This is a genomic window from Flavobacterium sp. WC2416 (assembly GCF_041200095.1).
In the GTDB taxonomy this organism is placed as follows: Bacteria; Bacteroidota; Bacteroidia; order Flavobacteriales; family Flavobacteriaceae; genus Flavobacterium.
This window is the reverse complement of sequence record NZ_CP165626.1, coordinates 1,966,117-1,991,013: the sequence shown is the minus strand read 5'-3', so window position 1 is coordinate 1,991,013 and position 24,897 is coordinate 1,966,117. Positions and strand designations below refer to the sequence as shown.

Below are 24,897 nucleotides of genomic sequence, written 5' to 3'. Positions count from 1 at the left end.
AAGTTAAGTAAATAACAAAAAAAGTTTAAAGGTTTGCAATGATTTTAGGCAATCACAAAACTTTAAACTTGAAACTTGAAACTTGAAACTATAAAATTAAAAAACGAAGATCGCTCTTTCGCTCATCATTTCGTTCACTTCATTTGCTACTTCTTCGATGATAGCTTCATTAGTATGGTTCATTAATACTTTATCAATTAAAGCAACAATTGTTTCCATATCTTCTTCTACTAATCCACGAGTTGTAATTGCTGGAGTACCTACACGAATTCCTGAAGTGACAAATGGTGATTTATCATCAAATGGAACCATGTTTTTATTTACTGTGATTTCTGCTTTTACTAATGCATTTTCAGCATCTTTACCAGAAATATTTTTATTTCTTAAATCGATTAACATCATGTGGTTATCCGTTCCTCCAGAAATGATATTGTATCCTCTTTTTACAAAAGCATCTGCCATAGCATTTGCATTTTTCTTTAATTGCATTGCATAAGTAAAGAATTCATCTTGTAATGCTTCTCCAAATGCAACCGCTTTAGCAGCGATAATGTGCATTAACGGTCCTCCTTGATTTCCAGGGAAAACAGCTAAATCTAATAATGATGACATCATTCTGATTTCTCCTTTTGGTGTAGTTAATCCCATTGGGTTTTCAAAATCTTTACCCATCAAGATTAATCCTCCTCTAGGTCCACGTAATGTTTTATGTGTTGTAGTTGATACAATATGACAATGAGGAATTGGGTCATTCAACAATCCTTTAGCGATAAGACCTGCAGGATGAGAGATATCAGCAAATAGAATTGCTCCTACACTATCAGCAATTACTCTAAAACGCTCAAAATCCATATCACGTGAATAAGCCGAAGCTCCTGCGATAATTAATTTTGGTTGCTCCTTAGTAGCAATTTCTTGAATTTTATCATAATCTAAACGTCCTGTCTCAGCATCCACTCCGTAAAATACAGGAGAATATAAACGTCCTGAGAAGTTTACTGGTGATCCATGAGTTAAATGCCCACCATGCGATAAGTCAAAACCTAAGATTTTGTCACCAGGCTTCAAACAAGCATGATAAACCGCAGTATTTGCTTGTGAACCAGAGTGTGGTTGTACATTTGCATAAACGGCTCCAAACAATTCTTTAGCTCTATCAATAGCGATTTGTTCAATTACATCTACTACTTCACAACCACCGTAATATCTTTTACCAGGATAACCCTCAGCATATTTATTAGTTAATACAGATCCAGCTGCTTCCATTACTTCGTCACTTACAAAGTTCTCTGAGGCAATAAGTTCTAATCCGTGTATTTGTCTTTCTTGTTCTTCTAGAATAAGGTCAAAAATTTGTTCGTCGCGTTGCATTTCTTTGATTTTAGTTAATTTGAAGCAAAAATACAAAAAAACGTTTGCTAAACTGCTAGATTATGATATATTTGAACTATAATTTTCAACAAAACAATTAACATATTATGCCGATATCAGCCAACGATACTAACAGAAAATCATGGATTGAAGTCCCTGAAAATAGTGACTTTCCTCTTCAGAATATTCCTTTTGGAGTTTTTCTTACCAAAGAAAATGTTGTTACAGTAGGAACTCGAATAGGTGATCATGCAATTGACTTAGGTGCTTTACAACAACTAAATTACTTTGCAGGTATTGAATTAACTGATGATATGTTCATGCAAGATACGTTAAACGACTTCATCTCTGATGGTAAAAAAACATGGAGATTGGTTCGTAATCGTATTGCCGACATTTTTGACAACACAAATCCAAAACTACGCGACAACCAAAAACATAAAGACATTGTAATTTTTAATATAGACGATGTAGAAATGCAATTACCAGTTCTTATTGGTGACTATACTGACTTCTATTCTAGCAAAGAACACGCGACAAATGTAGGAAAAATGTTTCGCGATCCAGAAAACGCATTATTACCTAACTGGCTTCACATTCCTGTAGGATATCATGGTAGGAGTTCAACAATTGTTCCTTCTGGTATTCCTATTCACAGACCTATGGGACAAACATTACCAGCTGGTGAAACCACTCCTGTATTTGGTCCTTCTCGTTTAATTGATTTTGAATTGGAAACTGCCTTCATCACTACTGATGCAAATATAATGGGAGAAATTATTCCTATCAACGAAGCCGAAGACTATATCTTCGGAATGGTTTTATTAAATGATTGGAGTGCCCGTGACATTCAAAAATGGGAATACGTGCCCCTAGGGCCATTCTTAGCAAAGAACTTTGCTTCGTCAATATCACCTTGGATTGTAACTATGGATGCATTAGAACCATTTAGAGTTCCTGGACCAAAACAAAATCCAAGTCCGCTACCCTATCTACTACAAAAAGGAAAACACTCTTTTGATATCAATTTACAAGTAGCTATTCAACCTGAAAATGCTGAACCAACAGTTGTGAGTAACTCTAACTTTAAATACATGTATTGGACTATGAACCAACAATTAGCGCATCATACTTCAAACGGTTGTCGCGTTAATTCTGGTGATATGATGGGATCAGGAACTATTTCAGGACCTACTCCAGATAGTTATGGCTCTATGCTTGAATTGACTTGGGGAGGGAAAAATCCTATCACGTTAAATGATGGTACGGAGCGTAAATTCATCAATGACAACGATACAGTAATCATGAAAGGATTCTGTAAAAACGGACAAGTACGTATTGGTTTTGGAGAAGTTTCTTCAAAATTATTACCGCCGTTTGTACGAAAATAAAAAAACATAAAAGTATAAAAAAGGCCCGTTTCAATTGAAACGGGCCTTTTTTTATAAGTAAAAAATATTATTTATTTCCTTTTTCAAAATCAGCGACGAATTGTGCCAATCCAATATCAGTTAATGGGTGTTTCAACAATCCGTAAATAGCCGAAAGTGGTCCAGTCATAACATCAGCGCCAATTTTCGCACAGTTTACAATATGCATCGTGTGACGTACAGAAGCTGCAAGAATTTGAGTTTCATACCCGTAGTTATCATAAATCAATCTGATTTCTTCAATCAAAGCCAATCCATCTGTAGAAACATCATCTAAACGACCAATAAATGGAGAAACATAAGTAGCGCCCGCCTTAGCAGCCAATAATGCTTGACCAGCTGAGAATACTAAAGTTACATTCGTTTTAATTCCTTTATCTGAGAAGTATTTTGCCGCCATAACTCCTTCTTTAGTCATAGGTAATTTTACCACAATTTGCTCATGCAAATCAGCTAATTCCTCCCCTTCTTTAACCATTCCATCATAATCAAGCGCATTTACTTCAGCACTTACATCACCGTCAACAAGATTACAAATGTCAACATAATGCTTCATAATGTTGTTTTTTCCAGTAATTCCTTCCTTAGCCATCAATGATGGATTAGTCGTAACTCCGTCCAAAACCCCTAATGCTTGCGCTTCCTTAATTTGAGCTAAATTAGCCGTGTCAATAAAAAACTTCATACTATTTCTATATTAAATTGTGTGTTCCTTTTTTTGGGCGTGACCACAAGGGTCAGGCTCTACGTTACAATCTCCCTAAAAAACGGGAGGATTTTCACTGCGATCCTTCACGCAATTGCAAAATCAATAAAATCCGGTGCAAAATTACAACTTATAATGATTCATTAGCATTTTTTCATACATTTTATCCGGAAGTATTCGTTTCAATACAATCGAAAACTTTTGCATAAAAGCCCCTACTTTATAATGAATTTTAGGATCTTTTGTTTGAATAATAGCATAAACCGCTTCAGCCATTTCATTAGGATTACTGCCACTGTCCACATGTTCATCCATCGTTTTTAGCGTATTCCCATAAGGAACTTCATAAGCCGATCCTGGAATTACAGGAGCGTGGTACCGTCCCGAAGCAATATTAGTAGCAAAATCTCCAGGTGCAACATTAGTAATATGAATCCCAAAAGATTTCACCTCCATGCGCAAAGACTCCGTAATTAATTCAAGTGCGCCCTTTGAAGCCGAGTACATCGAGCGGTACGGCAAACCCATATAAGCCGCTATGGAAGTGATATTTATTATTAAACCTGATTTTTGTTCCCGCATTTGTGGTAATACCGCTTGCATCACTGCAATAGGACCAAAGAAATTAGTGTCAAAATGATTCTTCATTTCCACAGTTGGAATTTCTTCTAGTGGACCTGTTATCCCAACACCAGCGTTATTAATAACAATGTCTAATCGTCCTGAAGTAGCAATAATCTTGGCTACAGCCGATTGAATAGATGCTGTATCTCTAACATCTAATGCAACAAGTGGAAAAACCGAATTCAAAACCCGCTCTGGATTCCTACTCGTTCCATAAACAACAAACCCTTTTTGATGTAAAAACTCCCCAATAGATTTCCCTATTCCTGAGGAACCTCCTGTAACTAAAACTACTTTACTCATAATTGATTGTTGTTTAACTGTATTTTAGAATAGACCAAAAATAAAAAAATCCTCCATAAGGAAGACTACTATTCTATATATTTTGAAAATATTTCAAAATTGGCAAAAAAAAATCTGAAACAAGTTCAGATTAAAAAAAAATGGCAAGCGACCTACATCGCACCGCTCAACCACGTACCCTTGCTATGTTCCCATCCTGGGGGAGTCTGCAGGAGCTGGTCGTGTAGGACTTGCCGGTGCAAATATACAATCTTTTTATATTTTTGCAAGCGCTTTGTGCTCTTAAAATAACATTGTATATTGGTCTATTCAAAATTTAAACCATGAAAAAATATAACTTACTATCTATCATTTTATTAGGAATGACACTTTCTAATTGTGGAGATACAAAAAAAGGAGAAAATACTTTATTTACCTTCGATATTACCAATTTTAAAGAAAAATATACACAACAAGACCAACTTAATTTAGCAATAACCAACTCCAATTCGAAAACTATTGACAGCATTGTATATTATGTAAATGATGTAAAAGTGGGTTCAAAAAAAGGAGGAGATCCGATTTTATTTGAACTAAAAGATCAAAAACTAGGGTACCAAAACCTCAAAGCATTAGTATATTATGGCGGAGAAAATGCTGAAGCCACTTCTAGAGTTGAACTCGTGTCCAATGTAAAACCAAAACTTTTGAATTACAAAATCGTGAATAAATACCCACACGATACAATGTCTTTTACGGAAGGTCTAGAATTTCATGGAGACACGCTATATGAAAGTACTGGTAATCCAGAAGGTAGAAAATCATACCTTAGAAAATACGATTATAAAACAGGAAAAGTATATAATCAAATAGATTTAGATCAAAAGTATTTTGGTGAAGGAGTTACTATATTAAACGATAAGATATACCAATTAACATGGCAATCAAAAGTAGGATTTATCTATGATTTAAAGACGTTTAAAAAAATCAAGACGTTTAATTTTGACAAGGAAATTGAAGGTTGGGGAATGACAAATGACGGTAAATACATTTACCAAACTGATAAAACAGAGAAAATTTGGAAGATGGATCCTGAAAACCAAAAAATGATAGATTATATCAATGTTTATTCTGGAGATTCTAAAATTAAATCCATCAATGAATTGGAATGGATTAATGGTAAAATCTATACTAATGTATGGCAAAAAGACGCCATTGCAGTTGTGAATCCAACATCTGGAGCAGTAGAAGGAATTTTAGATATGTCTGGCTTGAAAAAATTCATCAAAAATGCAGATGCTGATGTCTTAAATGGAATTGCTTACAACCCAAAAACCAAAACTATTTTTGTAACAGGAAAAAACTGGGATACGCTTTTTGAAATAACGGTTTCTGAATAATTTTAAATGACAACACTACTTATCAATATTAAGGAATTACTCCAAGTACGGGAAACTTCGGTCGCTAAAGTTTCTGGTGCCGAAATGGGAATGCTTCCAACTATTAAAAATGCCTTTTTAGTAATCAAAGATAATTTGATTGCCGATTTTGGTTCGATGGAGAATCTTCCTAAACTAATAGCTGACAAAACAATTGATGCAACTGGAAAAATGGTTTTACCTACTTGGTGTGACAGTCATACTCATATTGTATATGCGGGGAATCGAGAGCAAGAATTTGTGGATCGCATCAATGGACTTACTTATGAAGAAATTGCCAATCGTGGTGGTGGAATATTAAATTCAGCTCAAAAGCTAAATGCAACCACCGAAGAAGAAATATACAACCAATCCAAAGAACGGCTGGAAGAAGTCATGCGTTTAGGAACGGGCGCTGTTGAAATCAAATCGGGTTACGGACTTACAGTTGAAGGGGAATTGAAAATGCTGCGAGTAATCAAGCGTTTGTCGCAAAACTATCCGATAGCTATAAAAGCAACCTTTCTTGGTGCTCACGCCTTTCCTTTAGAATACAAAGAAAATCATCAAGGATATATTGATTTATTAATCAACGAAATCCTTCCTGAAATTGCACAAAATAAACTCGCAGATTATATTGACGCCTTCTGTGAAACAGGTTATTTTACCGTTGCAGAAACAGAGCAAATTATGGCAGCGGGAATTCGCTTTGGCTTAAAGCCAAAAATTCATGTCAATCAATTCAACTCCATTGGAGGAGTTCAAGCAGGAATAAAACACAATGCGCTATCTGTAGATCATCTCGAAGTAATGAAGCCAGAAGATATCGAAGCTTTGAAAAATACTGAAACAATGCCAGTTGCTTTGCCATCTTGTTCCTATTTCTTGAGCATTCCATATACTCCAGCACGTGAAATGATAACAGCAGGATTGCCATTAGCACTAGCTACAGATTACAATCCAGGCTCTACACCATCTGGAAATATGAATTTTGTAGTTGCAACTGCTTGTATCAAAATGAAAATGACACCTGAAGAAGCAATAAACGCCGCCACAATAAATGGAGCTTATGCTATGGGAATTTCAGAAACTCATGGTAGTATAACGATTGGTAAAAAAGCAAATCTTATTCTTACCAGACCTATCCCCTCTTATTATCAACTGCCTTATGCATTTGGCAGTAATTTAATTGAGACTGTTTTTATTGAAGGAAACGGTATTGAATGATAAAAGAAACTACCTCTAAAGTTGTTTTTGAGACTGCTACTTTTTATATCTTTATCACTAAATTATTTTTTTAATGATTACATCAAAAATAATCTCAAACGGGATCTTAAGAGCATTACTAACTATTGTTGTGGTGTGTTGTGCTTTGTATTTTTTATACAAAATACAAACTGTAATTCTCTATTTGTGTATTTCACTAATTCTTTGTTTAATAGCAAACCCTTTTCTCTTATTTTTAAATCAAAGACTTAAATTCAAAAAAATATTTGCAACAATAACAACCTTATTACTATTCGTATTTATACTTGTAGGTTTTGTACTTCTTTTTGTTCCACTTATCATTTCACAAGCAGAAAACTTATCCCTCTTAGATACTAATTTACTTCAAAGTCAAATTACAATATTAGAACATAATATAGAAAACTACTTTAACATACATAATATAGATCTACAAGGAATCTTAAATAACTCCAATTTGTCTTCTAAGATTAATTATAATTTTTTTACTGACTTTATCAATACAATAATAAATCTTATCGCTGGGTTTGGAATGGGATTAGCATCGGTTTTCTTTATTACTTTTTTCTTTTTAAAGGACCAGCGTATTTTTAAGGAAAAAGCAAAAAAAATACTTCCAGATTCCAATGAAGAAAAAATTCTAAACTCAGTTGAAAAAATAAATCAGTTACTCACTAGGTATTTTATTGGTCTACTGGTTCAATTGACTGTAGTATTTATACTTTATTTCATAGTTCTAATCATTTTTGGAAGTAAGAATGCTTTTATTATTGCATTCTTATGTGCCCTACTAAACGTAATTCCTTATATAGGCCCTATAATAGCTACAGTTTTATCAGCCATACTAACACTTATCAGTGCTATTGGAACCGATTTTAAAACTGAAATGCTTCCTACAACAATATACGTAGTAATTGGTTTTCTCATTGTTCAAATTTTAGATAATAACATCAGCCAGCCCATCATTTTTTCAAAAAGTGTGAAGTCACATCCATTAGAAATATTTTTGGTCACGCTAATTAGCGGAATAACTTTTGGAATTTTCGGGATGGTCGTGGCAATTCCAATTTATACAATTATGAAAGTTATCGCCAAGGAATTTTTCCCAAACAACAAAATCGTGTCTGTTTTAACTGAAAAAATATAAAATTGCAACATTCCATTTTAGATACTGAAATTCAAGAATTTATTGACAAAAATTTAGAAGTACCAATTTCAAAATTAGCGCTTCAAAAAAACCCTTTTCCTACTATAGAATGGATTACAATTTTGAATCAAATAGAAGCCAAAACAAAATCAAAAGATAAATTACCAACTTGGTTTAACACTAAAAATATAATTTACCCTAGCAAAATTTCTGTTGAACAAACCTCATCTGAGAAAACAGCAGCTTACAAGAGTACTTTAGTTTCAGGAGAAAAGTTAATTGATCTTACAGGTGGTTTTGGTGTCGATGATTATTATTTTGCAAAAAAAATTACAACAGTCACTCATTGTGAAATTAATCCCGAACTTTCATCTATTGTTAAACATAATTTTGAGCAATTAAATACTAAAAATATTAGTTGTTATGCAGCTGACAGTTTAGAGACCTTAAAATCATTAAATAGCAAATGGGATTGGATTTATATTGACCCTTCAAGACGCAACGATGCCAAAGGAAAAGTTTTTATGCTTAAAGATTGTTTACCAAATGTTCCAGATAATCTTGATTATTATTTTAAAAACTCAAATGCTATTCTTATAAAAACAGCCCCTTTACTTGATCTTTCAGCCGGATTATCGGAATTAAAGCATGTAAAAACAATCCATATTGTAGCTGTTGACAATGAAGTAAAAGAATTATTATGGGAATTACACAAAGACTACCTTGGGGAAACAACTATTAAAACAGTTAATCTTCTAAAAGATAAAACAGACTTTTTTGAATTTGTTTTCAATAAACAAGGCGTCATTCCAAGTTACGCCTTACCTCAAAAATATTTGTACGAACCCAATAGTGCAATAATGAAATCAGGTGGATTTGATGAAATTGCTATTTTCTTTAGTTTAAATAAATTACATAAACATTCTCATTTATACACTTCTCAAGAAAAAATAGATTTTCCTGGTAGAATTTTTCTAATTCAAAACTGCTTTTCTTATAGCAAAACAGAAATGAAAAACTTTCTATCCAACACTAAAGCCAACATCACTACTCGTAATTTTCCAGATACAGTCGAAACCATTCGAAAAAAATGGAAAATAAAAGAAGGTGGGAATATATATTGTTTTTTTACTACTGATGAAAATAACAATAAAATAGTTTTAATTTGCAACAAAATATAATAAAATGAAACAACTAATTGTAATAACATTCTTCTTATTTACTGGAAATTTATTTGCTCAAACACCTTGTGATTATAGCTCAAACGTCACTGACTCCATAGGAACTTACAAATCGACCAAAGAATACTTAATGAGTGAGAAAATTTTTGCCGGAAACTCCAGTTATATTTTTTATTCATTGGCATTAACCGACGGATTGCCAACATTAAATGTGCAACTCATTCAAAAAAGTAAAGGCTTTCTTAAAGCAAATTGCTTTGATAAAAATTCAAAATTATTCTTACAATTAAATAATGGTAAAATAATTACCATGATACATATCGATCAAGAAAATTGTGGAACTATGCTTAGAGATGAGAATGGTTTTGACAATCGAGTAACCTCTGGAATATTTATGTTTATGAAAGGAAGTTTAGAAGACTTAAAAAGCTCACCATTATCGATGATGAGAATAAAATATTTAACGGAAAGTGAGGACTATGTAATTAGGAAAGAGTTTAAATCAGAACTAAACAGTCAAGTGTATGAACCTGATACGTATTTCATCAAAAACTTACGTTGTGTAGAATAAATAATTATTCTACACAACTCCATTTTACGTTGGATACTTTATCATTTAAAGCCGATTTTAAATTATAATGCCACCATTCTGAATCAAAGGAATTGAAATTAGCTTTTACCATTACTCTTTTTAGCAGTTTCCTGTTATTAATAACTTTTTTTGAAAGATTAGAATAACCATGACTGGCTTCTTCTCCAAAAAAATCAAAAGGAGTTCCCATTTCAAGTTCTTTTCCGCTACGCTTGTCAACTAAAGTGATATCTACTGCACCTCCTCTATTATGGATTGATCCTTTACTTGGATCAGCAACATATTTTGGATTGGAAACTATTTGCCACATCTTTTTTTGAATATCTAAAGGCCTGTAACAATCAAAGAATTTAATTCTATATCCTTGATCCATGAACAATTTATTAGCTTCTATGATTGCATTTACCGTTTTCATTCTTAGAAAACACTCGGCACAATCATACACTTTGGCTTTTAAAAAATTATCCTCGGTAGCATATTTCATATCATAAGCAAAATCAGTACTATAATCCTTTAAATTTACAAATGTGGTGTCGTTTACTAGTACTATATCTTTTATCTGTTTGTTAGGAATAGCAACTTGTGCTTTACAAGAAATAAATAATAAAAAGAAACCTATTAAAAAACCAAGTTTAAAAGAAGAATTCATAAATATATTTTTTTTATAAAAATAAAACATTTGAAGTGATTTAAATAGTAAAACAAAAAAAACGCTAGTGTTAGCGTTTTTTTTGTTTTAATTACGGAAAATATATCTTTATTTTTTTAAAACTTTTTGACTTATCATTCCTTTATTAGTATTAATTTTTACAATATAAGTTCCTCGTTGTACATTGAAAGGAATTTCAATTGTATCTAAACCTGATAAATTGTCAACTCCAATTAATTTTTGACCAAGAATGTTATATATTGAAACTTCATCAATTATTACATCTGCTTTTTTAGTTATATTTATCTTCTTTTCCAAGTCATTATTATAAATCAATAAATTCGAATTCTTTAATTCATTCTTTTCAACAGCAAGCGTCTTAGCCGTTTCAAATGTTAATTCAAATCGATTGTTATAAGATCCTGCAACTAAATCAATTTCAGCAGTCCCATTTGTGATATCGTAATAAGTAGATGTTTCTTTATCATGAATACTTATATTAGTATTTGAAGGTAAGAATTCTACTGCATCAATCATAAACTGAACAGCTCCTGGTGTATCAACTACAACTCCCAACGGATATGTTTTTGATGTGTCAAACGATCCAACTCCTTGTATAGTATATTCTAAATTATTAATTAAAAAATAAGAATCATTATCTTGAGTGTCAATTTGATATGCATCGTACCCTACGTCTACACCATCGGTTGCGTACTCATTCATAAATCCTATAAGTAATTCTCTGTGGAATTTATTAACGGTGTTAAAGCCCAATCTAATTTTAGTGTTATAATTATTATATACGATATCATTACTATTATCATTAAAATGATCTGTTTTTTTAGTTTTATTTGAAACACTATTCTTAAATAAAGTATTAGAAATTGGAACTGACAAATCATCCACGTCACTTTCTTTAACAAAAGCCCGTTGATTATTATTAAAGATAATTGGTTCTGAAGTACCAATACTCACATCTCCATTTACAAAAAAACCTTGTCCAACCGGAATATACTGGTATGAAATTTTAGTACTGGTACCCACACCACTAATCCCCACCGGCGCAACTGGGGCAACCCCTCCTACTAAAGTCAATGTCGCGTATCCTCCTGTATAACCTGACAATATATGAGTGCCATTGCTAGGGGAATGTTGCCAAAAATAAAGCGTTCCATCAATTATATTTACCGAATTATTTCCTCCATTTGCAACAGAAATGTTGTCTCTTATAAACTCAAAAGCATCTAAAGCAGAAGGATAAGGATTACCTACCAAAAATAAATTATCTGCCAAAACCGTATTGCTATTTATTAATCCATTAAAAGGTTTTCCCTTAAATGTATAATTTTGGGTAGATCCAGAAACACCAGCTCCTTTTAATGTAAATCCTTGAGAAGGTCGAATGGGATCCGTTTCAATAAAATGAATCCAATTAGCATATTCAGAACCGTTTTCAAATTTATACAACCAATACCTTGCAAGGCTTAAAGGGGATGCACTACCATCATAACCAGAAACCCAATTAATCGCTAACGGAGTTGTTGTAGTTCCATCTTTAAAAACACCATCTACGGTATAGTTATTATTAATTGCCGTACCATTTATAGGTCCTACAGGAGAAGACCAATAGTTATAATTATATTTATTTACCGTTCCTTGTTGGTCTCTTTTTATAAAACCTATGCTTGAAACATCGAGCTCACTATTCAAAGTTTGAACTAATTGGGATTGCCCAGTTAAATCTATTAAACCATCCAATTTTAAATAATGTGAAATTTGTATTTTAGTATCGTTATTAATTGATAATTTTTTATAAGTAGTTGCGTCTGTACCTTCCACAAACAATCCTAAAACTGTTTTATTTCCGGTAGAAGTTACATTATGTTTAATTTTTACAATGTTTCCATTTACTGTTAGTCCAACATTAACAATTGAAACTGCATTAGGAATAGTTTGAATTGCTCCATTTTTCCAAATAGACGAATCGTTCCATGCACCGTCAGCGATAGTTTCATAGGGCAATGGAGCGGTTTGAACCCCAGCTATAATTTTATTTTTATTTAGATATTTGATTCTTAAAAAATTTCGTTCATCTGTCAATCCTTCAATGGTTGTTCCATAAAATGTATTAAAATCATAATAGGCTTTTAATGTAGTCCAAGGAATTGATTTAATCTCATTACTGGAAATATTATGTGGTAATATGGCACCATCAGCAGTATTATCAACAAATTTATTAATTTCCTGATTCATCAAATAATTGAGTTGATTTGATGTTAATGCCGTATCCCAGATATGAATTTCATCAATTTCACCATAAAATGGAGTTCTAATATCGTTTTTATTTACATAAAGTGCACCTACAGAATATCTTGAATAATTAGGTGTTGGATTTTGAAGATTAAAAGTGGATGAATCCAATACTCCATCTATATAAAGATCTGCACTACCTAGATAGTAAATTGCTACTATATTATGCCATTTTCCATCTGCAACTGCAGTATTTGAAACAAATTTCAAACTACCGTCCCATAAAGCTTCAATTTTATTAGCGGAATTTAATCGTAATTCTAAATTAATTCCTTTACTCATTATGGTTTTATTAGCAGCTACTGTACCGTCATTTCTCAACCAAAAACCAATAGTAAAAGAACCACTATTAAGATTCAAAGCATACTCACCTACTAAAAAATTACTAGCTCCAATACTTACCAATTCTTTAGATTCAACTTTAGGCACTTTACCAAAAGTGAAATACTTAGTTCCGTCAAAATCATACCAAGTTTGTAAATTACCATTACCATCGGATTTTAGTGGAATTACATCAACTATGTCGCCATCATTAAACGCACTATTGTCACTAACAATCAATGCATATTCTTCTGTTGCTAATTTTGAAAATGCACTAAAAGCTGCTACCGGAATCCCAACAAATACATTCCCAACATCTCCTCCAGTTTCTACCACTTTCCATTTTTTATTTATTCTAGTAGCAGAAGTAGTCAAACCTGTACGTATTGTTGTTACATTTGAACTACTAGCTGAATACGTACCATTATCAGAACCCCAAACTAAAAAATTTTTATCTATTACAAATTCATTGATATTAGCACTATTGGTACTTGCAATGACCCCTAAACCAATTGTTACCTCATTATTGTCATTGGAACTTCTTGATTGTTTTTGATATAAATCTGATGCTATATCTCTACCTATTCCAGCAATGTTATAATTAAAACCTGCATTTGAAGTACTATTCCAAATGATTCCCCCAGCAGAATTAATATAATCTTTACTTGTACCATTAATTCCTAAAGTAATTCCATATTTTATAGCAAGATATGTTTCAATCTTTGGACGATTCCCATCTAAAACACGAGAAGCATATGATAATATTTCTGCGACCCTACCATTTAGATTCCCATAATTCGTCCCGCTATTTATATTTTTACCAATATTATATGGAGTACCTTTCCAAGTTGTACCATCTAAATAACCTAAATTACTGTAAAGCGTACTTGAACTATTCAAAATTCCAATTGTGTTAGAATTAAATAATAAATCTACACCCATTAAAGCCATAATTGATGTGTTTCTAGTGTTAATTATCCCTGCTTTAGCATAATTTCCAACTGCATCACCTACACTAAAATAAGGCATAGTTGCATTTGTTTGCCATTGATTAAACCACAATCTTTCATTTGTTAAACGAGACGAAAAATTCCCAAATCCAATCCCTGTAAGTTCACCGGAAACAATCGGATAAGATGGGTTTGATGCCGAAGTTCCTGAAATAATTGTCATTGGAGATGTAGAACCATCAATGGCAACATCTGGTTCCATTACAATAAAAGTTTCGTGCGTATAATATCCATTATCAGTATTGTACAAAAACTGACTAAGAGTTGAACCATCATTTTGAAATTTCACAACTGGATTAAAATTAATATTACCATTAGCCGCATCAATATATGTAGGTTGATTTGCAACGGTAGTTTGTGACGCATCTTTTCCAAGAGATCCTAAATCCTTCCATAAAGGGATCTTTACCCCAGTAGCTAAATTAACTCCTCTTGTAGCTTTAAGCCAAAGTCTAAAATCAGGATTTCCTCCTCCCGGACCTGTTATAGTTGGGTCATATCCTTCACCACTCACAACATAAGTGTAAATAGGCTTTGCAGAATCATTACTAGGAATTGAAATAATAGCCTCTTTAGTACCAGTTGATTGTGGCGTGAATTTCACCATCAAATAGGCAACACCACCTGGATTTATTGTAGTTGCAGTAAGAAGTACTATTGAGAAATCTGCTGATTGTACTCCAGTTGAAGGGTTATAACCAAAACAAGTTAAACTCCCCAATATCAAAGGACAAGTTCCTGTATTAACGATTGCATACGTTCTTGAAGCAGATGCTCCCACAGTAACCGTTCCAAATAAGGTTCCAGTAGCCGAAGTAGGTACTGTTTGTCCATTAGAAATTGGCTGTGTTGGTGTTCCTCCTAAAACTGAAATAGAAGGTCTATTATCAAAACTTACCGTAAAAGAAAAAAATCCAATATTTGAATCTATAGTAATAACAGAAGAACCTGTACCACAACTATACGAATTCCTTTTTATTTTAAATTTACCAACATCTCCTTTTTTAATTTTATCATCAGAAATGTAAGGAATAGACGAAATAACAAAATTTAAATTGCTAGAAGAAATACTTTGAATATTTAAAGTAGGATTTCCATTTGTAGGGATATTGGTTACTGAAAACTCAATTTCACCAGATAAACCAAAGGCTACAGACCCGCCATTTGAAATATTGATTGCAGGACTACCATAACTTACATTTATAGTTGCTGTTTGTGCAAAATTAATTAATGAACTAAGTAACAAAATTATAAAAAAAAGTTTTTTGAGTAATTTTAACTTCATGGCGATTGTAATTAATTATAATAAATATCACTTAATAGTCCTTAAAATTAAACAAAACACTTACGAAAAACAATAAAATAAACAAAATTATTTCGACTAAATACTAAAATAATCGATTAAAAACATTTTTTTATAAAATAGAATCAAGTCAGATTAGAACAAATTTAAAAGAATCAACTTTCAAAACACTACACATAAACGGGTAACTACTTTAAAATTAGAACAAAAAAAAACCCTTGTAAAATACTGACTATTAGTATTATACAAGGGTAATTAAGTGAACCTTATGGTACAAAATTCGAACCTTTTATTAGAAGATTTGAAACTATTAGCCGACTGTTTTGAGGTATCAACTTACTAAAAAATTCAGTAGTATTTTTTTTATATTATTGAATATAGTTTAAATCAGGATTTGTTTGACCACAACAAGAAATATTTGAATTTTAAGTATTTTTCTGATATCATTATTTCTAAAGGTTTCGGACATGTGGCTTTTCAATTAGTTTTGACTGTATTTTTCTGTTTCTATTTATTTGAACTTGTATACTCTTCAGCTGTTACAGCTTCTAACCAAACAGGTACACCGTTTTGGGTATTTGTTATTGCTACTTGAACAAAATAGGTATCATCGCTGGCACCATGCCAATGTGGAATATTTGGTGGACATTTGATTACATCTCCTTTGCGAAGTACTTTTTTAGGTTGCCCTTTTTCCTGATAATATCCAACTCCATCGGTGGCCAACAAAATTTGTCCGCCCGGATGAAGGTGCCATTTGGTTCTAGCTCCAGGTTCAAAGGTTACATTTCCTACTGAAGTTGGATTAAGACTATCAGGAGCTATAAGCATTTGTAAATAAGCTGCACCGGTAAAATTATCGTTGGTAATTTTTTCTCCTTTGGGAAAAATGCTTAATTTTTGTGATTTCATTTTTCTTGAAAGTGTTGATTTATTTTGTGCTTTACATGAAAATGCAAATACTCCAATAAGAAATATTCCTGCAATATATTTAAGTTTCATCTTTTTAAACTTTAAAGATTGATTTGATAAAAATTAACCAATTTATTTACTGCTTGTAATACATATTCTGGTTTCCAATAGGTTTCAATATGTGTAGCTCCGTTGATTAGAAATAATTCCTTGCTTTTTGCATTCGTTGCTTTGTTGAATGCATCATCTGTCATATAAAAGGTGTCGGCTTTACTTCCTGCTATCATTAACAAAGGTTGGTTTATCAAGTCCATATTGGTACTGGCATCAAATGTCATTAAATCCATAAGACTACTCTTTGTATATTTAAATGTAGAATTTGGATGCGCATGTGTTTTGCCGTAATACTCAAATCCTTCACGATATAAATCAAACGGTAATGCCGCTATTTGTTTATCCGTAAGTTGAGTATCGCCCATATAAATAATTTTACCTCCAGCTGCTTCTTGGGCACGAGCATCAGAAGCTTCTTTTAATCGTTCTTGGATTGTTGAAAATTGCGAATTCATAAAACCATTACGTCTTACTACACCTGAATTAAACATGCTTACTGTGGCAATTGCTTTAAAACGTTTGTCAGATTGGGCAGCCTTTAATGAATAACCACCACCACCACATATGCCAAGTAATCCCATTTTTGAAATATCAACCCCTTTATATTGAGAAATAAAGTCGGCCATTGCGTGTATATCTTCAATTCGGTTTGCAGGTTTATCCACATTACGGGGCTCTCCGCCACTGCCTCCTTGATAGGCTGCATCTGCTGTGATTGTAATATAACCTTGTTCTGCTAAACGTTGCGCATATAACCCTGCCACTTGTTCTTTTACACCACCATTAGGATGAGCAATAACTACAGTAGGATATTTATTCGATGGATTATAGTTGGCAGGAGTGTAAATATTAGCTACTATTGTAATCTCTTTAATTTTATAGCTCACAGGATGTATGTTTACTTTTCCCTTTACATTTTCTGTAATAGCTCCATCATATACTAAGGTATATGGATTTTGCTTTCGTTCCTTTTGCGTAGTTTGAGCACTTGACATCTGTACAGTTACTATTGAAATTACTAATGTGATTATTAATGCTATTTTTTTCATCTCTTTTATTTTTTTAATTATTGAACCTATTTGCTTTCCAACACTTCATTTACTACTTCTTTTGCAGTTTTAGTTTTCTTTCTTCCTATGATTGGTTGGATTACGCCTATAAATTCTTTCAACTGTTCAGGTGATATAGCTACATTGAGACAAATTGACAAATGACTTTTTAGCATTGGTTCAGCTTCACCAATCGCACTGATAACAGAAATCGTAACCCATTCTCTTTGAGTGAAGGTTAAAACATCTCTTTCAAAAATTGCTGCAAACAAATGTTCTTTTAAAAAGGTATCTATTATGGGAGCAAAAGCGGAATATCCAGTAAGCGTATTCGATTGTGGCGTTTTGGTAAGCTGTTCCAAAATGGTTTTTCCCCTTAGATATTTATTGCCATCCTCTTTAATGGGGGAAGCTTCTTTGCCAGGTTTATCAATAATACCTTTTGTTTTTCGTTCGTTAAGCACTTCCATAAAAGTTTGCAATCCTCTGATGCTGCGTGGAAACCCACAATAGGCATAGGTATGAACCAATACTTCTTTTATTTCATTCACGGTAAGTCCAGCTTCAAGACCTTTGTTTAACTCTGATTTTAGCTTGACTAAATCGCCTTTAGCTGTAAGTGATGCAATGGTAATAATGCTTCTTTCCTTTTCACTTAAATTACTGCTGGTAGTTGCCATCTGATATGCTTTAGCGTAATTAGGAAACAATGAAATGCCAACTATCATCACTATAAATTTGAAAATTTTAAAATCCTTCATATTTATTTTATTTATTGTGCTTTCAATTCTTCAGAATCCCTATTTTCTTTAACCATTTTTGTATTTCTTTTTCAGCTTTTATTTTCTTTTCACCTTCCATCACAAATAAAATTCCGTCTCTTTCTTTACCTCCTTTAATGACAAATCCTTCGAATATTTTGCATTCAGTGCATAGTTCTTTAATCTTATCAAAACTACTTCCTATGCCATAACCGGCATTGGTGTTAAACGGAATAATAGTTTTACCTTTTAAATTGTATTGACTTAAAAAACTTTTCATTGGCGGCGGTAATTGCATTCCCCAAGTTGGAAAACCTATAAAGACAGTGTCATATTTTTCAATGCTGTCAATTTTGGTTTTGAGCTGGGGTAAAAAACCTGTTTCGTTTTCCTTGGCGACCTGATCAACAATTGCTTTATAATTTTCAGGATATGGATTTTGAAGCTCTAATTCAACTAATTTGCCACCAGTTTGTTTATGAATGATTTGGGCAACTGCTTTGGTATTCTTTGTTCGTGTTAGATAGACAATTAGAATACTATTTGTATCCAAACCATCTTTTTCTAGCTTAACAGAACTTTGTGCTTTGGAACAGCTCGAAAATAAACTAGCTGTTACTATCATCATTAAACAATATGTGGTTACTTTTTTCAATTGAATTATTGTTTAGGGTTATATATCGGCTGTATTAAATTAATTCAACTTTTTGTCTTTTAGCCATTTACTCATTAAATCAGCAACTTCTATATTATTTAAATCTGAAAAAGGAAAATGTGTATTGCCTTTGAGACCTGCCTCAGGAAGATGTACTACGGTTACATCACCACCGTATTTGTTTACTATATCTCGCCATAAACGCGCCATCTGGAGGCGTACTCTCCATCCGTCTGCCCCAGGATTGTTTGAAAGGCTTTCAGGAATATTATCGCCGTAATAAATAACAATCGGTATTTTAGTAAGCTTCATAAATTCTTTCATAGGGATCGAACTAGCTTCTAGTGAACCCGCCGAACTTGTCAAAGGGGACGGCACTTCTCCCTCTGGAAATATAAATCCGCTACCAGGTTCGTAAGACACTATAGCTTTGACGTTTTGATTTTTTAAAGCAGTGAGCCATCCCATACCACCAGAATGGGAGTGTGTAACTAAAATGGCTGGACCTATTTTGTTGAATAATGCTGAAACTGCATCCGAATTAACATTACTATCGATAGCACCAATGTTTGGAACCATAGATCGAAAGTATTGATTGAGTGTATTTGAATCTCGAGCAAATTGAACACCTTCAAAATAATTGGGCCATACGCCTATACGGAAGACATCAAACCATTGCTGTTCATCAGGTGTTGGATTAATGGTAGCTGCTACAGTACTTCTGCCCGCATTCCCTCTTCTTGGTTGATCAATCACATAAACTTGAAAGTTTCTGCGTAGAAAAATATTTTGATACCCTTCTCGTCCGTCGGGCGTGGTTTCCCATGTTTTAGAAAACTGACCTATGCCGTGCCACATCACCAATGGAAACTTGCGTGCTTTTACTGGAATTTGATAAAAAACATAGGCGTGGTCTCCACGAAAAGTTTGTCCTTCAGGAGTAGGTTTATACGGATCGAATGTACCCGGATTGGTAATGATAGTTCCTCCAATAGCAAAACTTCCTTGCTCTTCTATTAGTAACGGTTTCTGTTTTGTGTTTTTTTGTGCATAAAATGATGAATTAATCATCAATAACAAACAAAATATACTACACGATCTTATTGCTTTCTTTTTCATCATAATTATTTTTTATTTATTGTCTTCAAATGCCTTTTCTATTACATCTAATCTTGCTTTTCTGTAATCTAAAAAATTACCCGCAGATCCATCTTCCTTAAACTCAAAAATATTATTTTTAGTAGTATCATACAAGGACCAAATTGGCAACCCTTTCCTATTTGGATTACCCGTTTTAGCAAAATTAACCCAATAGGAATTCATCATTTTACTTACTTCTTTATCTTTTGCATCAAATTTAAAGCCATTTCGTTCTATTAGATTGTCAAATACAAAAGGAATTTCAGAAGCATGAGAAGCTCCATATTTCATTCTATCCTTCATAGCGATAGGTACGTAAGAAAAGAGATATGTATATACTGGTATCGATTTTGAAACAAAAGCTCTAGCGGTAAACCGGGCAGGCTCTGCCCATACTTTATCTGTATTCACTAGAGTTAGCATCTTAGCAAAATCAGCAGTACCATTAGCATCATAAGCTGCAATTGCTTCTTCATTAAAATTGCCAAACAATGTCAGTAATTCTTCTTTAGATTTTGCATTAACAAAACCTACTGGAACTTCAGCACTATTCGAACCGATGAGCAGAGGAACACGAGCCTGTCTGCCTGACTTATAGGCGCTCTCTGCTGTTTCAACAACCAGTTTACCGTCGAGAATCGGACCAGAATAGATAGGTAGACCTCCGGGGCCATCGGTTTCCTGACCTCCATCCACAATATCAGCAACACTAAGAGAGCGCAGCTTTGCCAGTGCGGTTGCATCTATACCCTCGATGCCATGTTTGTGCGCAAAGTTTTTCCCAATCGTTTCTGCTGAAACAGGGTAATGCCGGTCAGCATTCTCTTCATGAATTGGTCTTCCGGTAAGCACACCATCGCGGCCACCGCCCGACTCGATGATTGCCTTTTGAAAAAGGCCTTTTGCAACGGGTATGGTCAGCAGTGAATGTACCGAAACACCGCCGGCTGACTCACCGAAAATGGTTACATTTTTTGGATTACCTCCAAAAGCGGCAATGTTTTCCTTTACCCACTTGAGTGCTGCAATCTGATCCATATAGGCATAATTGCCTTTAGGCTCTTCAGGATGTTCATTGCTTAACGCTGGAAATGCAAAAAAACCAAGACGTCCGAGACGGTAGTTGAAAGTTATCAGGATGACACCTTGTTTGGCAAATTGGACTCCTGAAAAGTCAGGTTGGGAACCACTCCCAAATACAAATGCACCACCATGAATCCATACCATAACCGGTAGTTTCGCTCCCGGCTTAGTACCGGCAGGTAGCCACAAATTGAGATACAAGCCATCTTCTGATGAGCCCTCCGATAGTGAACCAGGGGCAGCACCCCATCCCGCTTGAGCAAAATTTGATTCAAATTTGCTTGCATCACGAACTCCAACCCATGCTTTTATAGGTTGAGGTGGGCGCCAGCGATATTCACCAACAGGCGCAGTTGCATAGGGAATCCCTTTGAAGACTGAAACATCCCCTTCAGTTATACCACGTAATGATCCTGAAGCTGTTTTGACTATTGGCGATGCTTCCGGAGTTGCATTATTAACCTTTAGCTGCGAGTATAGACTGCAACTAATAAAAATTGCTAACCCTATTATTTTTTTCATTTAGATAATTTTTAATGTTCAGGTGTCATTAGCTTAGTGAACGATAAGGAACCAAGTTTCCAACTATCATTTTCTTTAACATACACTTCAGTTACAATAAAAGGATTGGTAACTTCGTTCCCTCCAACTACTGCTAATAGTGTAATTCTGTTTAAAAGTATGGCGGTATTACCGATAATGTTTACAGACACTTCATGAACATCAGCTTTCTTGTAGTGAATTCCACCACTTTTAATGATGTTGATTTCTTGGGTTTTTCCCCAACTTCCTCCCATATGGACAAAAACAGATTTGTCGTCAAACAAAGGAGCGAGACTATCAACATTTTTATCGGCCATCCACTGCCATTTTTGCTTGGAAAGTTGAATAACTTCTTGCTCGGCAGTATTTTGAGCAAAAGTATTAGTTGTGAATAAAACAAGAAGAAGTAGTCCAAAGATTGATTTTTTCATAGTAGTAGATTTTAGTATTATATATCTTTATTATTATTTCTGAATCTGATGGGTATCTCTAACACTGCTGAATGTTAAAGCTAATAATTTCCAATTTTTGCCTTGTTTTTGATAGGTTTCTGTTACAGTAAATTCAGTCACAACTTCACTTCCTCGAACTATAGCCTCTAGGGTAATTCTATTCCAAAGGATTGCCGTTTTTTCAAAAGTTTCTATTGCTACATCATGAACTTTAGCATTCTTATACCAAATTTTACCCGTTTTAATAATATCGAGTTCCTCGTCCTTTTTCCAAGTACCACTCATATGGACAAATTTTGATTTGTTGTCAAAGAGTGGTTCAAGTTTATCTATATTTTTATCGGCCATCCACTGCCATTTTTGTTTAGAAAGCTGAATCACTTCTTGTTCAGCGGCTGTGTAAGTGGGAGCAGCAGTAGTTGTTTTATTTTCTTGTGCAAAAGAAAATTGGAAGCTTGCTATAGCAATTAGGCTCATAATTAATGTTTTCATTTGGTATAATTTAAAGTTAAATTGTGATTATGGTTTCTTCTTTAACGGTGCTTCCACATCAGAAAAAGCTTGAACAAAGGCTGGTAATCTTTCACCCTGAATTTGAATAGCATTCAATTGATTATTGAATTCCTTTAGTTCAGCTGTGGTAAATTTTATAGCTGATGCTCCAATATTTTCCAGCATGTGGGCCATCTGTGTCGTGCCTGGTATTGGAACAATCCAAGGCTTTTGTGCCAATAGCCAAGCCAGCGAAATTTGAGCAGCAGTGGCCCGTTTTTGTGCACCCCAGTTTTTTAATAAATCTACTATTTTCAAGTTATGAGGCAAATTCTCTGGCGAGAAACGAGACTCATTTCCACGGATATCACCTTGAGCGAAGCGTGTATTTACATCAATAGCTCCGGTTAGAAATCCCACGCCAAGCGGACTCCAAGGAACGAAACCAATGCCGAGTTCTTCACAAAGTGGAATAATTTCTTTTTCAGGTCCACGCCATAACAAAGAATATTCATTTTGAATAGCAGTAACAGGATGAACGGCATGTGCTCGTCTTACGGTTTGCGGTCCCGGTTCGGAAAGTCCGTAATGCAGTACTTTTCCTTCTTTGATAAGGTCTTTTATTGTTCCCACGACATCTTCAATTGGAACCTGTGGATCCACACGATGTTGATACAATAAATCTATTCTGTCAGTACGAAGTCTTTTCAACATTCCTTCCACTACAATTTTAATGTGTTCAGGTCGGCTGTTTAATCCGGGTAATCGGGCGCCTGTTTGTTGGTCAATATTCCAGCCAAACTTGGTTTCGATTACTATTTTATCACGGAAAGGCGCTATACTTTCTCCAAGAATTCGTTCCACTTCAAAAGGACCATAAGCCTCGGCTGCATCGAATAGAGTAACGCCTTTATCAAAGGCTGTTCTAATGATATTGCGCATTTCTGGTCGAGAGGGAATTGTAGTTTGATAGGTACGACTCATGTTTTGAACACCCAATCCTATACTGGAAACTTCAAGAGAAGCACCAAGTTTTCGTTTACTCGAAAGAGGGATTGGGGTTGTATCTTTTTTTCCAAAAATAGACGTTAACGAAGTGGATTGTGCTAAAGAATTAAAAGGCAATAATGCACTTCCTGCCAAAGCGAGTCCTGCAGCTTTTAAAATGGATCTACGATTCATAATTGAATTTATTAAATTGGATAACTATTTTAGTTGCTATTTAAAAGATAATCTACAGATCTAGCTTTCTTTCACCCAACCATTTTACCATGTTTGGATCTCTGTGGTCAAAAAACAAACTTTCTTTTGTATCTAGAGTCTGAATTATCTGCATGTCATCTGCTGATAATTCAAAATCAAATATGTAAAAATTCTCTATCATTCTTTCTTTTCGCACTGATTTTGGAATAGCAACCACGCCTCTTTGAGTCAACCAACGAAGGATAACTTGGGCAACCGATTTATTATATTTAGTACCAATAGCAATTAAGATTTCATTTTGGAAAATATTATTTTTTCCTTCTGCAAATGGTCCCCAAGATTGAATTTGCACATTGTTATTCTGAAGGAATTCTTGGTTACTAATTTGCTGATGAAATGGGTGCGTTTCAATTTGGTTGATAGCAGGTGTAAATCCACTGTTTATTATCAAATCCATTACTCTATCTGGCTGAAAATTTGCAACACCAATTGCTCTGACCTTACCTTCAGCATATAATTCTTGCATAGCTCTCCAAGATCCAAAAATATCTCCATAGGGTTGATGAATAAGATACAAATCCAAATAGTCTAGTTGCAACAGGTCTAATGATTTGTGAAAAGCAGCTTTTGTTTTTTCATAACCAACATCTTGAACCCATACTTTTGTAGTTATAAACAATTCTTCTCTTGCGATACCGCTTTTTTTAATGGCATTACCTACGGCTGCTTCATTCATATAGGAAGCAGCTGTGTCGATTAAACGATAACCACAATCAATAGCTTCTAATACTGTTTTTTCACATTCGGTAGCATCTGGAATTTGGAAAACACCGAATCCTAAAATTGGCATTTCTACTCCGTTGTTTAATTTTACGTTTTGCATGATTGTATAATTTTACAGGTT

The 24,897-nt window shown here is 33.9% G+C and carries 21 protein-coding genes and 1 other RNA gene; 6 read left to right on the top strand and 16 right to left on the bottom strand.

The genetic code is table 11. The annotated features are described in order from the left end of the window. Window positions 1–96: 96 nt before the first annotated feature. The gene (glyA, locus tag AB3G39_RS08435; RefSeq protein ID WP_367753887.1) at window positions 97–1,371 is read right to left on the bottom strand and encodes a serine hydroxymethyltransferase; all 1,275 of its coding nucleotides are present in this window, start codon (window positions 1,369–1,371) and stop codon (window positions 97–99) included. A gap of 107 nt (window positions 1,372–1,478) precedes the next feature. Here glyA and fahA point away from each other — a divergent pair, with 107 nt between their 5' ends. Further along, the gene (gene fahA, locus AB3G39_RS08430) at window positions 1,479–2,762 is read left to right on the top strand and encodes a fumarylacetoacetase (RefSeq protein ID WP_369769259.1); all 1,284 of its coding nucleotides are present in this window, start codon (window positions 1,479–1,481) and stop codon (window positions 2,760–2,762) included. Window positions 2,763–2,829: 67 nt separating this feature from the next. Here fahA and fsa read toward each other — a convergent pair whose 3' ends face one another. From fsa to ffs, 3 genes are all read right to left on the bottom strand, one after another. Further along, the gene (gene fsa, locus AB3G39_RS08425; protein ID WP_367770693.1) at window positions 2,830–3,486 is read right to left on the bottom strand and encodes a fructose-6-phosphate aldolase; all 657 of its coding nucleotides are present in this window, start codon (window positions 3,484–3,486) and stop codon (window positions 2,830–2,832) included. Between the two features lie 144 nt (window positions 3,487–3,630). Further along, the gene (locus tag AB3G39_RS08420; RefSeq protein WP_367770696.1) at window positions 3,631–4,434 is read right to left on the bottom strand and encodes an SDR family oxidoreductase; all 804 of its coding nucleotides are present in this window, start codon (window positions 4,432–4,434) and stop codon (window positions 3,631–3,633) included. A gap of 138 nt (window positions 4,435–4,572) precedes the next feature. Next, window positions 4,573–4,670, bottom strand: an RNA gene (gene ffs / locus AB3G39_RS08415) — signal recognition particle sRNA small type. A gap of 87 nt (window positions 4,671–4,757) precedes the next feature. Between ffs and AB3G39_RS08410 the strand changes: the two genes are divergently transcribed. The 5 genes from AB3G39_RS08410 to AB3G39_RS08390 all read left to right on the top strand — a co-directional run bounded on the left by AB3G39_RS08410 (window position 4,758) and on the right by AB3G39_RS08390 (window position 9,975). After that, window positions 4,758–5,813, top strand: coding sequence for a glutaminyl-peptide cyclotransferase (locus tag AB3G39_RS08410; RefSeq protein WP_367770698.1), 1,056 nt, complete (start codon window positions 4,758–4,760; stop codon window positions 5,811–5,813). Window positions 5,814–5,819: 6 nt separating this feature from the next. Further along, window positions 5,820–7,058, top strand: coding sequence for an imidazolonepropionase (gene hutI, locus AB3G39_RS08405; RefSeq protein ID WP_369769257.1), 1,239 nt, complete (start codon window positions 5,820–5,822; stop codon window positions 7,056–7,058). A 73-nt stretch (window positions 7,059–7,131) separates the two neighbouring features. Further along, on the top strand, window positions 7,132–8,223 hold the full coding sequence (locus AB3G39_RS08400) for an AI-2E family transporter (protein ID WP_369769256.1): 1,092 nt from the start codon (window positions 7,132–7,134) through the stop codon (window positions 8,221–8,223). 2 nt (window positions 8,224–8,225) lie between these two features. Beyond that, the gene (locus AB3G39_RS08395) at window positions 8,226–9,404 is read left to right on the top strand and encodes a class I SAM-dependent methyltransferase (RefSeq protein ID WP_369769255.1); all 1,179 of its coding nucleotides are present in this window, start codon (window positions 8,226–8,228) and stop codon (window positions 9,402–9,404) included. A gap of 4 nt (window positions 9,405–9,408) precedes the next feature. After that, window positions 9,409–9,975 carry a hypothetical protein gene (locus AB3G39_RS08390; RefSeq protein WP_367753903.1) on the top strand — a complete coding sequence of 189 codons (567 nt, stop codon included), beginning with the start codon at window positions 9,409–9,411 and terminating at the stop codon, window positions 9,973–9,975. A gap of 4 nt (window positions 9,976–9,979) precedes the next feature. Here AB3G39_RS08390 and AB3G39_RS08385 read toward each other — a convergent pair whose 3' ends face one another. From AB3G39_RS08385 to AB3G39_RS08330, 12 genes are all read right to left on the bottom strand, one after another. After that, a complete protein-coding gene (locus AB3G39_RS08385) occupies window positions 9,980–10,645 on the bottom strand; it encodes a M15 family metallopeptidase (protein WP_367770711.1) in 666 nt (221 codons plus the stop codon). A gap of 108 nt (window positions 10,646–10,753) precedes the next feature. Further along, on the bottom strand, window positions 10,754–15,532 hold the full coding sequence (locus tag AB3G39_RS08380; protein WP_369769253.1) for a LamG-like jellyroll fold domain-containing protein: 4,779 nt from the start codon (window positions 15,530–15,532) through the stop codon (window positions 10,754–10,756). A 564-nt stretch (window positions 15,533–16,096) separates the two neighbouring features. Then, window positions 16,097–16,591, bottom strand: a complete 495-nt coding sequence (locus tag AB3G39_RS08375) for a cupin domain-containing protein (protein ID WP_369764810.1) — start codon at window positions 16,589–16,591, stop codon at window positions 16,097–16,099. 11 nt (window positions 16,592–16,602) lie between these two features. After that, window positions 16,603–17,664 carry an alpha/beta hydrolase gene (locus AB3G39_RS08370; RefSeq protein ID WP_369764808.1) on the bottom strand — a complete coding sequence of 354 codons (1,062 nt, stop codon included), beginning with the start codon at window positions 17,662–17,664 and terminating at the stop codon, window positions 16,603–16,605. Window positions 17,665–17,690: 26 nt separating this feature from the next. Further along, on the bottom strand, window positions 17,691–18,392 hold the full coding sequence (locus tag AB3G39_RS08365) for a carboxymuconolactone decarboxylase family protein (protein ID WP_369769813.1): 702 nt from the start codon (window positions 18,390–18,392) through the stop codon (window positions 17,691–17,693). A 55-nt stretch (window positions 18,393–18,447) separates the two neighbouring features. Then, window positions 18,448–19,080: a flavodoxin family protein gene (locus AB3G39_RS08360; protein ID WP_369769252.1), complete on the bottom strand. Its 633-nt coding sequence runs from the start codon at window positions 19,078–19,080 to the stop codon at window positions 18,448–18,450. Window positions 19,081–19,119: 39 nt separating this feature from the next. Beyond that, a complete protein-coding gene (locus tag AB3G39_RS08355; protein ID WP_369764803.1) occupies window positions 19,120–20,202 on the bottom strand; it encodes an alpha/beta fold hydrolase in 1,083 nt (360 codons plus the stop codon). A 9-nt stretch (window positions 20,203–20,211) separates the two neighbouring features. Then, complete coding sequence (locus tag AB3G39_RS08350; RefSeq protein WP_369764802.1) at window positions 20,212–21,825, bottom strand: carboxylesterase/lipase family protein; 1,614 nt, start codon at window positions 21,823–21,825, stop codon at window positions 20,212–20,214. Between the two features lie 11 nt (window positions 21,826–21,836). Then, window positions 21,837–22,277 (bottom strand): nuclear transport factor 2 family protein, encoded by a 441-nt coding sequence (locus tag AB3G39_RS08345; protein WP_369764801.1) that lies wholly within the window; start codon window positions 22,275–22,277, stop codon window positions 21,837–21,839. Window positions 22,278–22,310: 33 nt separating this feature from the next. After that, on the bottom strand, window positions 22,311–22,790 hold the full coding sequence (locus AB3G39_RS08340; RefSeq protein WP_369764800.1) for a nuclear transport factor 2 family protein: 480 nt from the start codon (window positions 22,788–22,790) through the stop codon (window positions 22,311–22,313). 27 nt (window positions 22,791–22,817) lie between these two features. Then, a complete protein-coding gene (locus AB3G39_RS08335) occupies window positions 22,818–23,972 on the bottom strand; it encodes an aldo/keto reductase (protein WP_369764799.1) in 1,155 nt (384 codons plus the stop codon). 52 nt (window positions 23,973–24,024) lie between these two features. Next, window positions 24,025–24,876 (bottom strand): aldo/keto reductase, encoded by an 852-nt coding sequence (locus AB3G39_RS08330; protein ID WP_369764798.1) that lies wholly within the window; start codon window positions 24,874–24,876, stop codon window positions 24,025–24,027. Between the last annotated feature and the right edge of the window lie 21 nt (window positions 24,877–24,897).

What these genes read in the sequence shown, in the direction of transcription:
- AB3G39_RS08385 (WP_367770711.1), bottom strand. Translation starts at nt 10,645, where the DNA reads ATGAATTCTTCTTTTAAACTTGGTTTTTTAATAGGTTTCTTTTTATTA.
- AB3G39_RS08375 (WP_369764810.1), bottom strand. Translation starts at nt 16,591, where the DNA reads ATGAAACTTAAATATATTGCAGGAATATTTCTTATTGGAGTATTTGCA.
- AB3G39_RS08420 (WP_367770696.1), bottom strand. Translation starts at nt 4,434, where the DNA reads ATGAGTAAAGTAGTTTTAGTTACAGGAGGTTCCTCAGGAATAGGGAAA.
- AB3G39_RS08355 (WP_369764803.1), bottom strand. Translation starts at nt 20,202, where the DNA reads ATGATGAAAAAGAAAGCAATAAGATCGTGTAGTATATTTTGTTTGTTA.
- AB3G39_RS08410 (WP_367770698.1), top strand. Translation starts at nt 4,758, where the DNA reads ATGAAAAAATATAACTTACTATCTATCATTTTATTAGGAATGACACTT.
- AB3G39_RS08390 (WP_367753903.1), top strand. Translation starts at nt 9,409, where the DNA reads ATGAAACAACTAATTGTAATAACATTCTTCTTATTTACTGGAAATTTA.
- hutI (WP_369769257.1), top strand. Translation starts at nt 5,820, where the DNA reads ATGACAACACTACTTATCAATATTAAGGAATTACTCCAAGTACGGGAA.
- AB3G39_RS08340 (WP_369764800.1), bottom strand. Translation starts at nt 22,790, where the DNA reads ATGAAAACATTAATTATGAGCCTAATTGCTATAGCAAGCTTCCAATTT.
- fahA (WP_369769259.1), top strand. Translation starts at nt 1,479, where the DNA reads ATGCCGATATCAGCCAACGATACTAACAGAAAATCATGGATTGAAGTC.
- AB3G39_RS08335 (WP_369764799.1), bottom strand. Translation starts at nt 23,972, where the DNA reads ATGAATCGTAGATCCATTTTAAAAGCTGCAGGACTCGCTTTGGCAGGA.
- fsa (WP_367770693.1), bottom strand. Translation starts at nt 3,486, where the DNA reads ATGAAGTTTTTTATTGACACGGCTAATTTAGCTCAAATTAAGGAAGCG.
- AB3G39_RS08370 (WP_369764808.1), bottom strand. Translation starts at nt 17,664, where the DNA reads ATGAAAAAAATAGCATTAATAATCACATTAGTAATTTCAATAGTAACT.
- glyA (WP_367753887.1), bottom strand. Translation starts at nt 1,371, where the DNA reads ATGCAACGCGACGAACAAATTTTTGACCTTATTCTAGAAGAACAAGAA.
- AB3G39_RS08400 (WP_369769256.1), top strand. Translation starts at nt 7,132, where the DNA reads ATGATTACATCAAAAATAATCTCAAACGGGATCTTAAGAGCATTACTA.
- AB3G39_RS08345 (WP_369764801.1), bottom strand. Translation starts at nt 22,277, where the DNA reads ATGAAAAAATCAATCTTTGGACTACTTCTTCTTGTTTTATTCACAACT.
- AB3G39_RS08350 (WP_369764802.1), bottom strand. Translation starts at nt 21,825, where the DNA reads ATGAAAAAAATAATAGGGTTAGCAATTTTTATTAGTTGCAGTCTATAC.
- AB3G39_RS08330 (WP_369764798.1), bottom strand. Translation starts at nt 24,876, where the DNA reads ATGCAAAACGTAAAATTAAACAACGGAGTAGAAATGCCAATTTTAGGA.
- AB3G39_RS08365 (WP_369769813.1), bottom strand. Translation starts at nt 18,392, where the DNA reads ATGATAGTTGGCATTTCATTGTTTCCTAATTACGCTAAAGCATATCAG.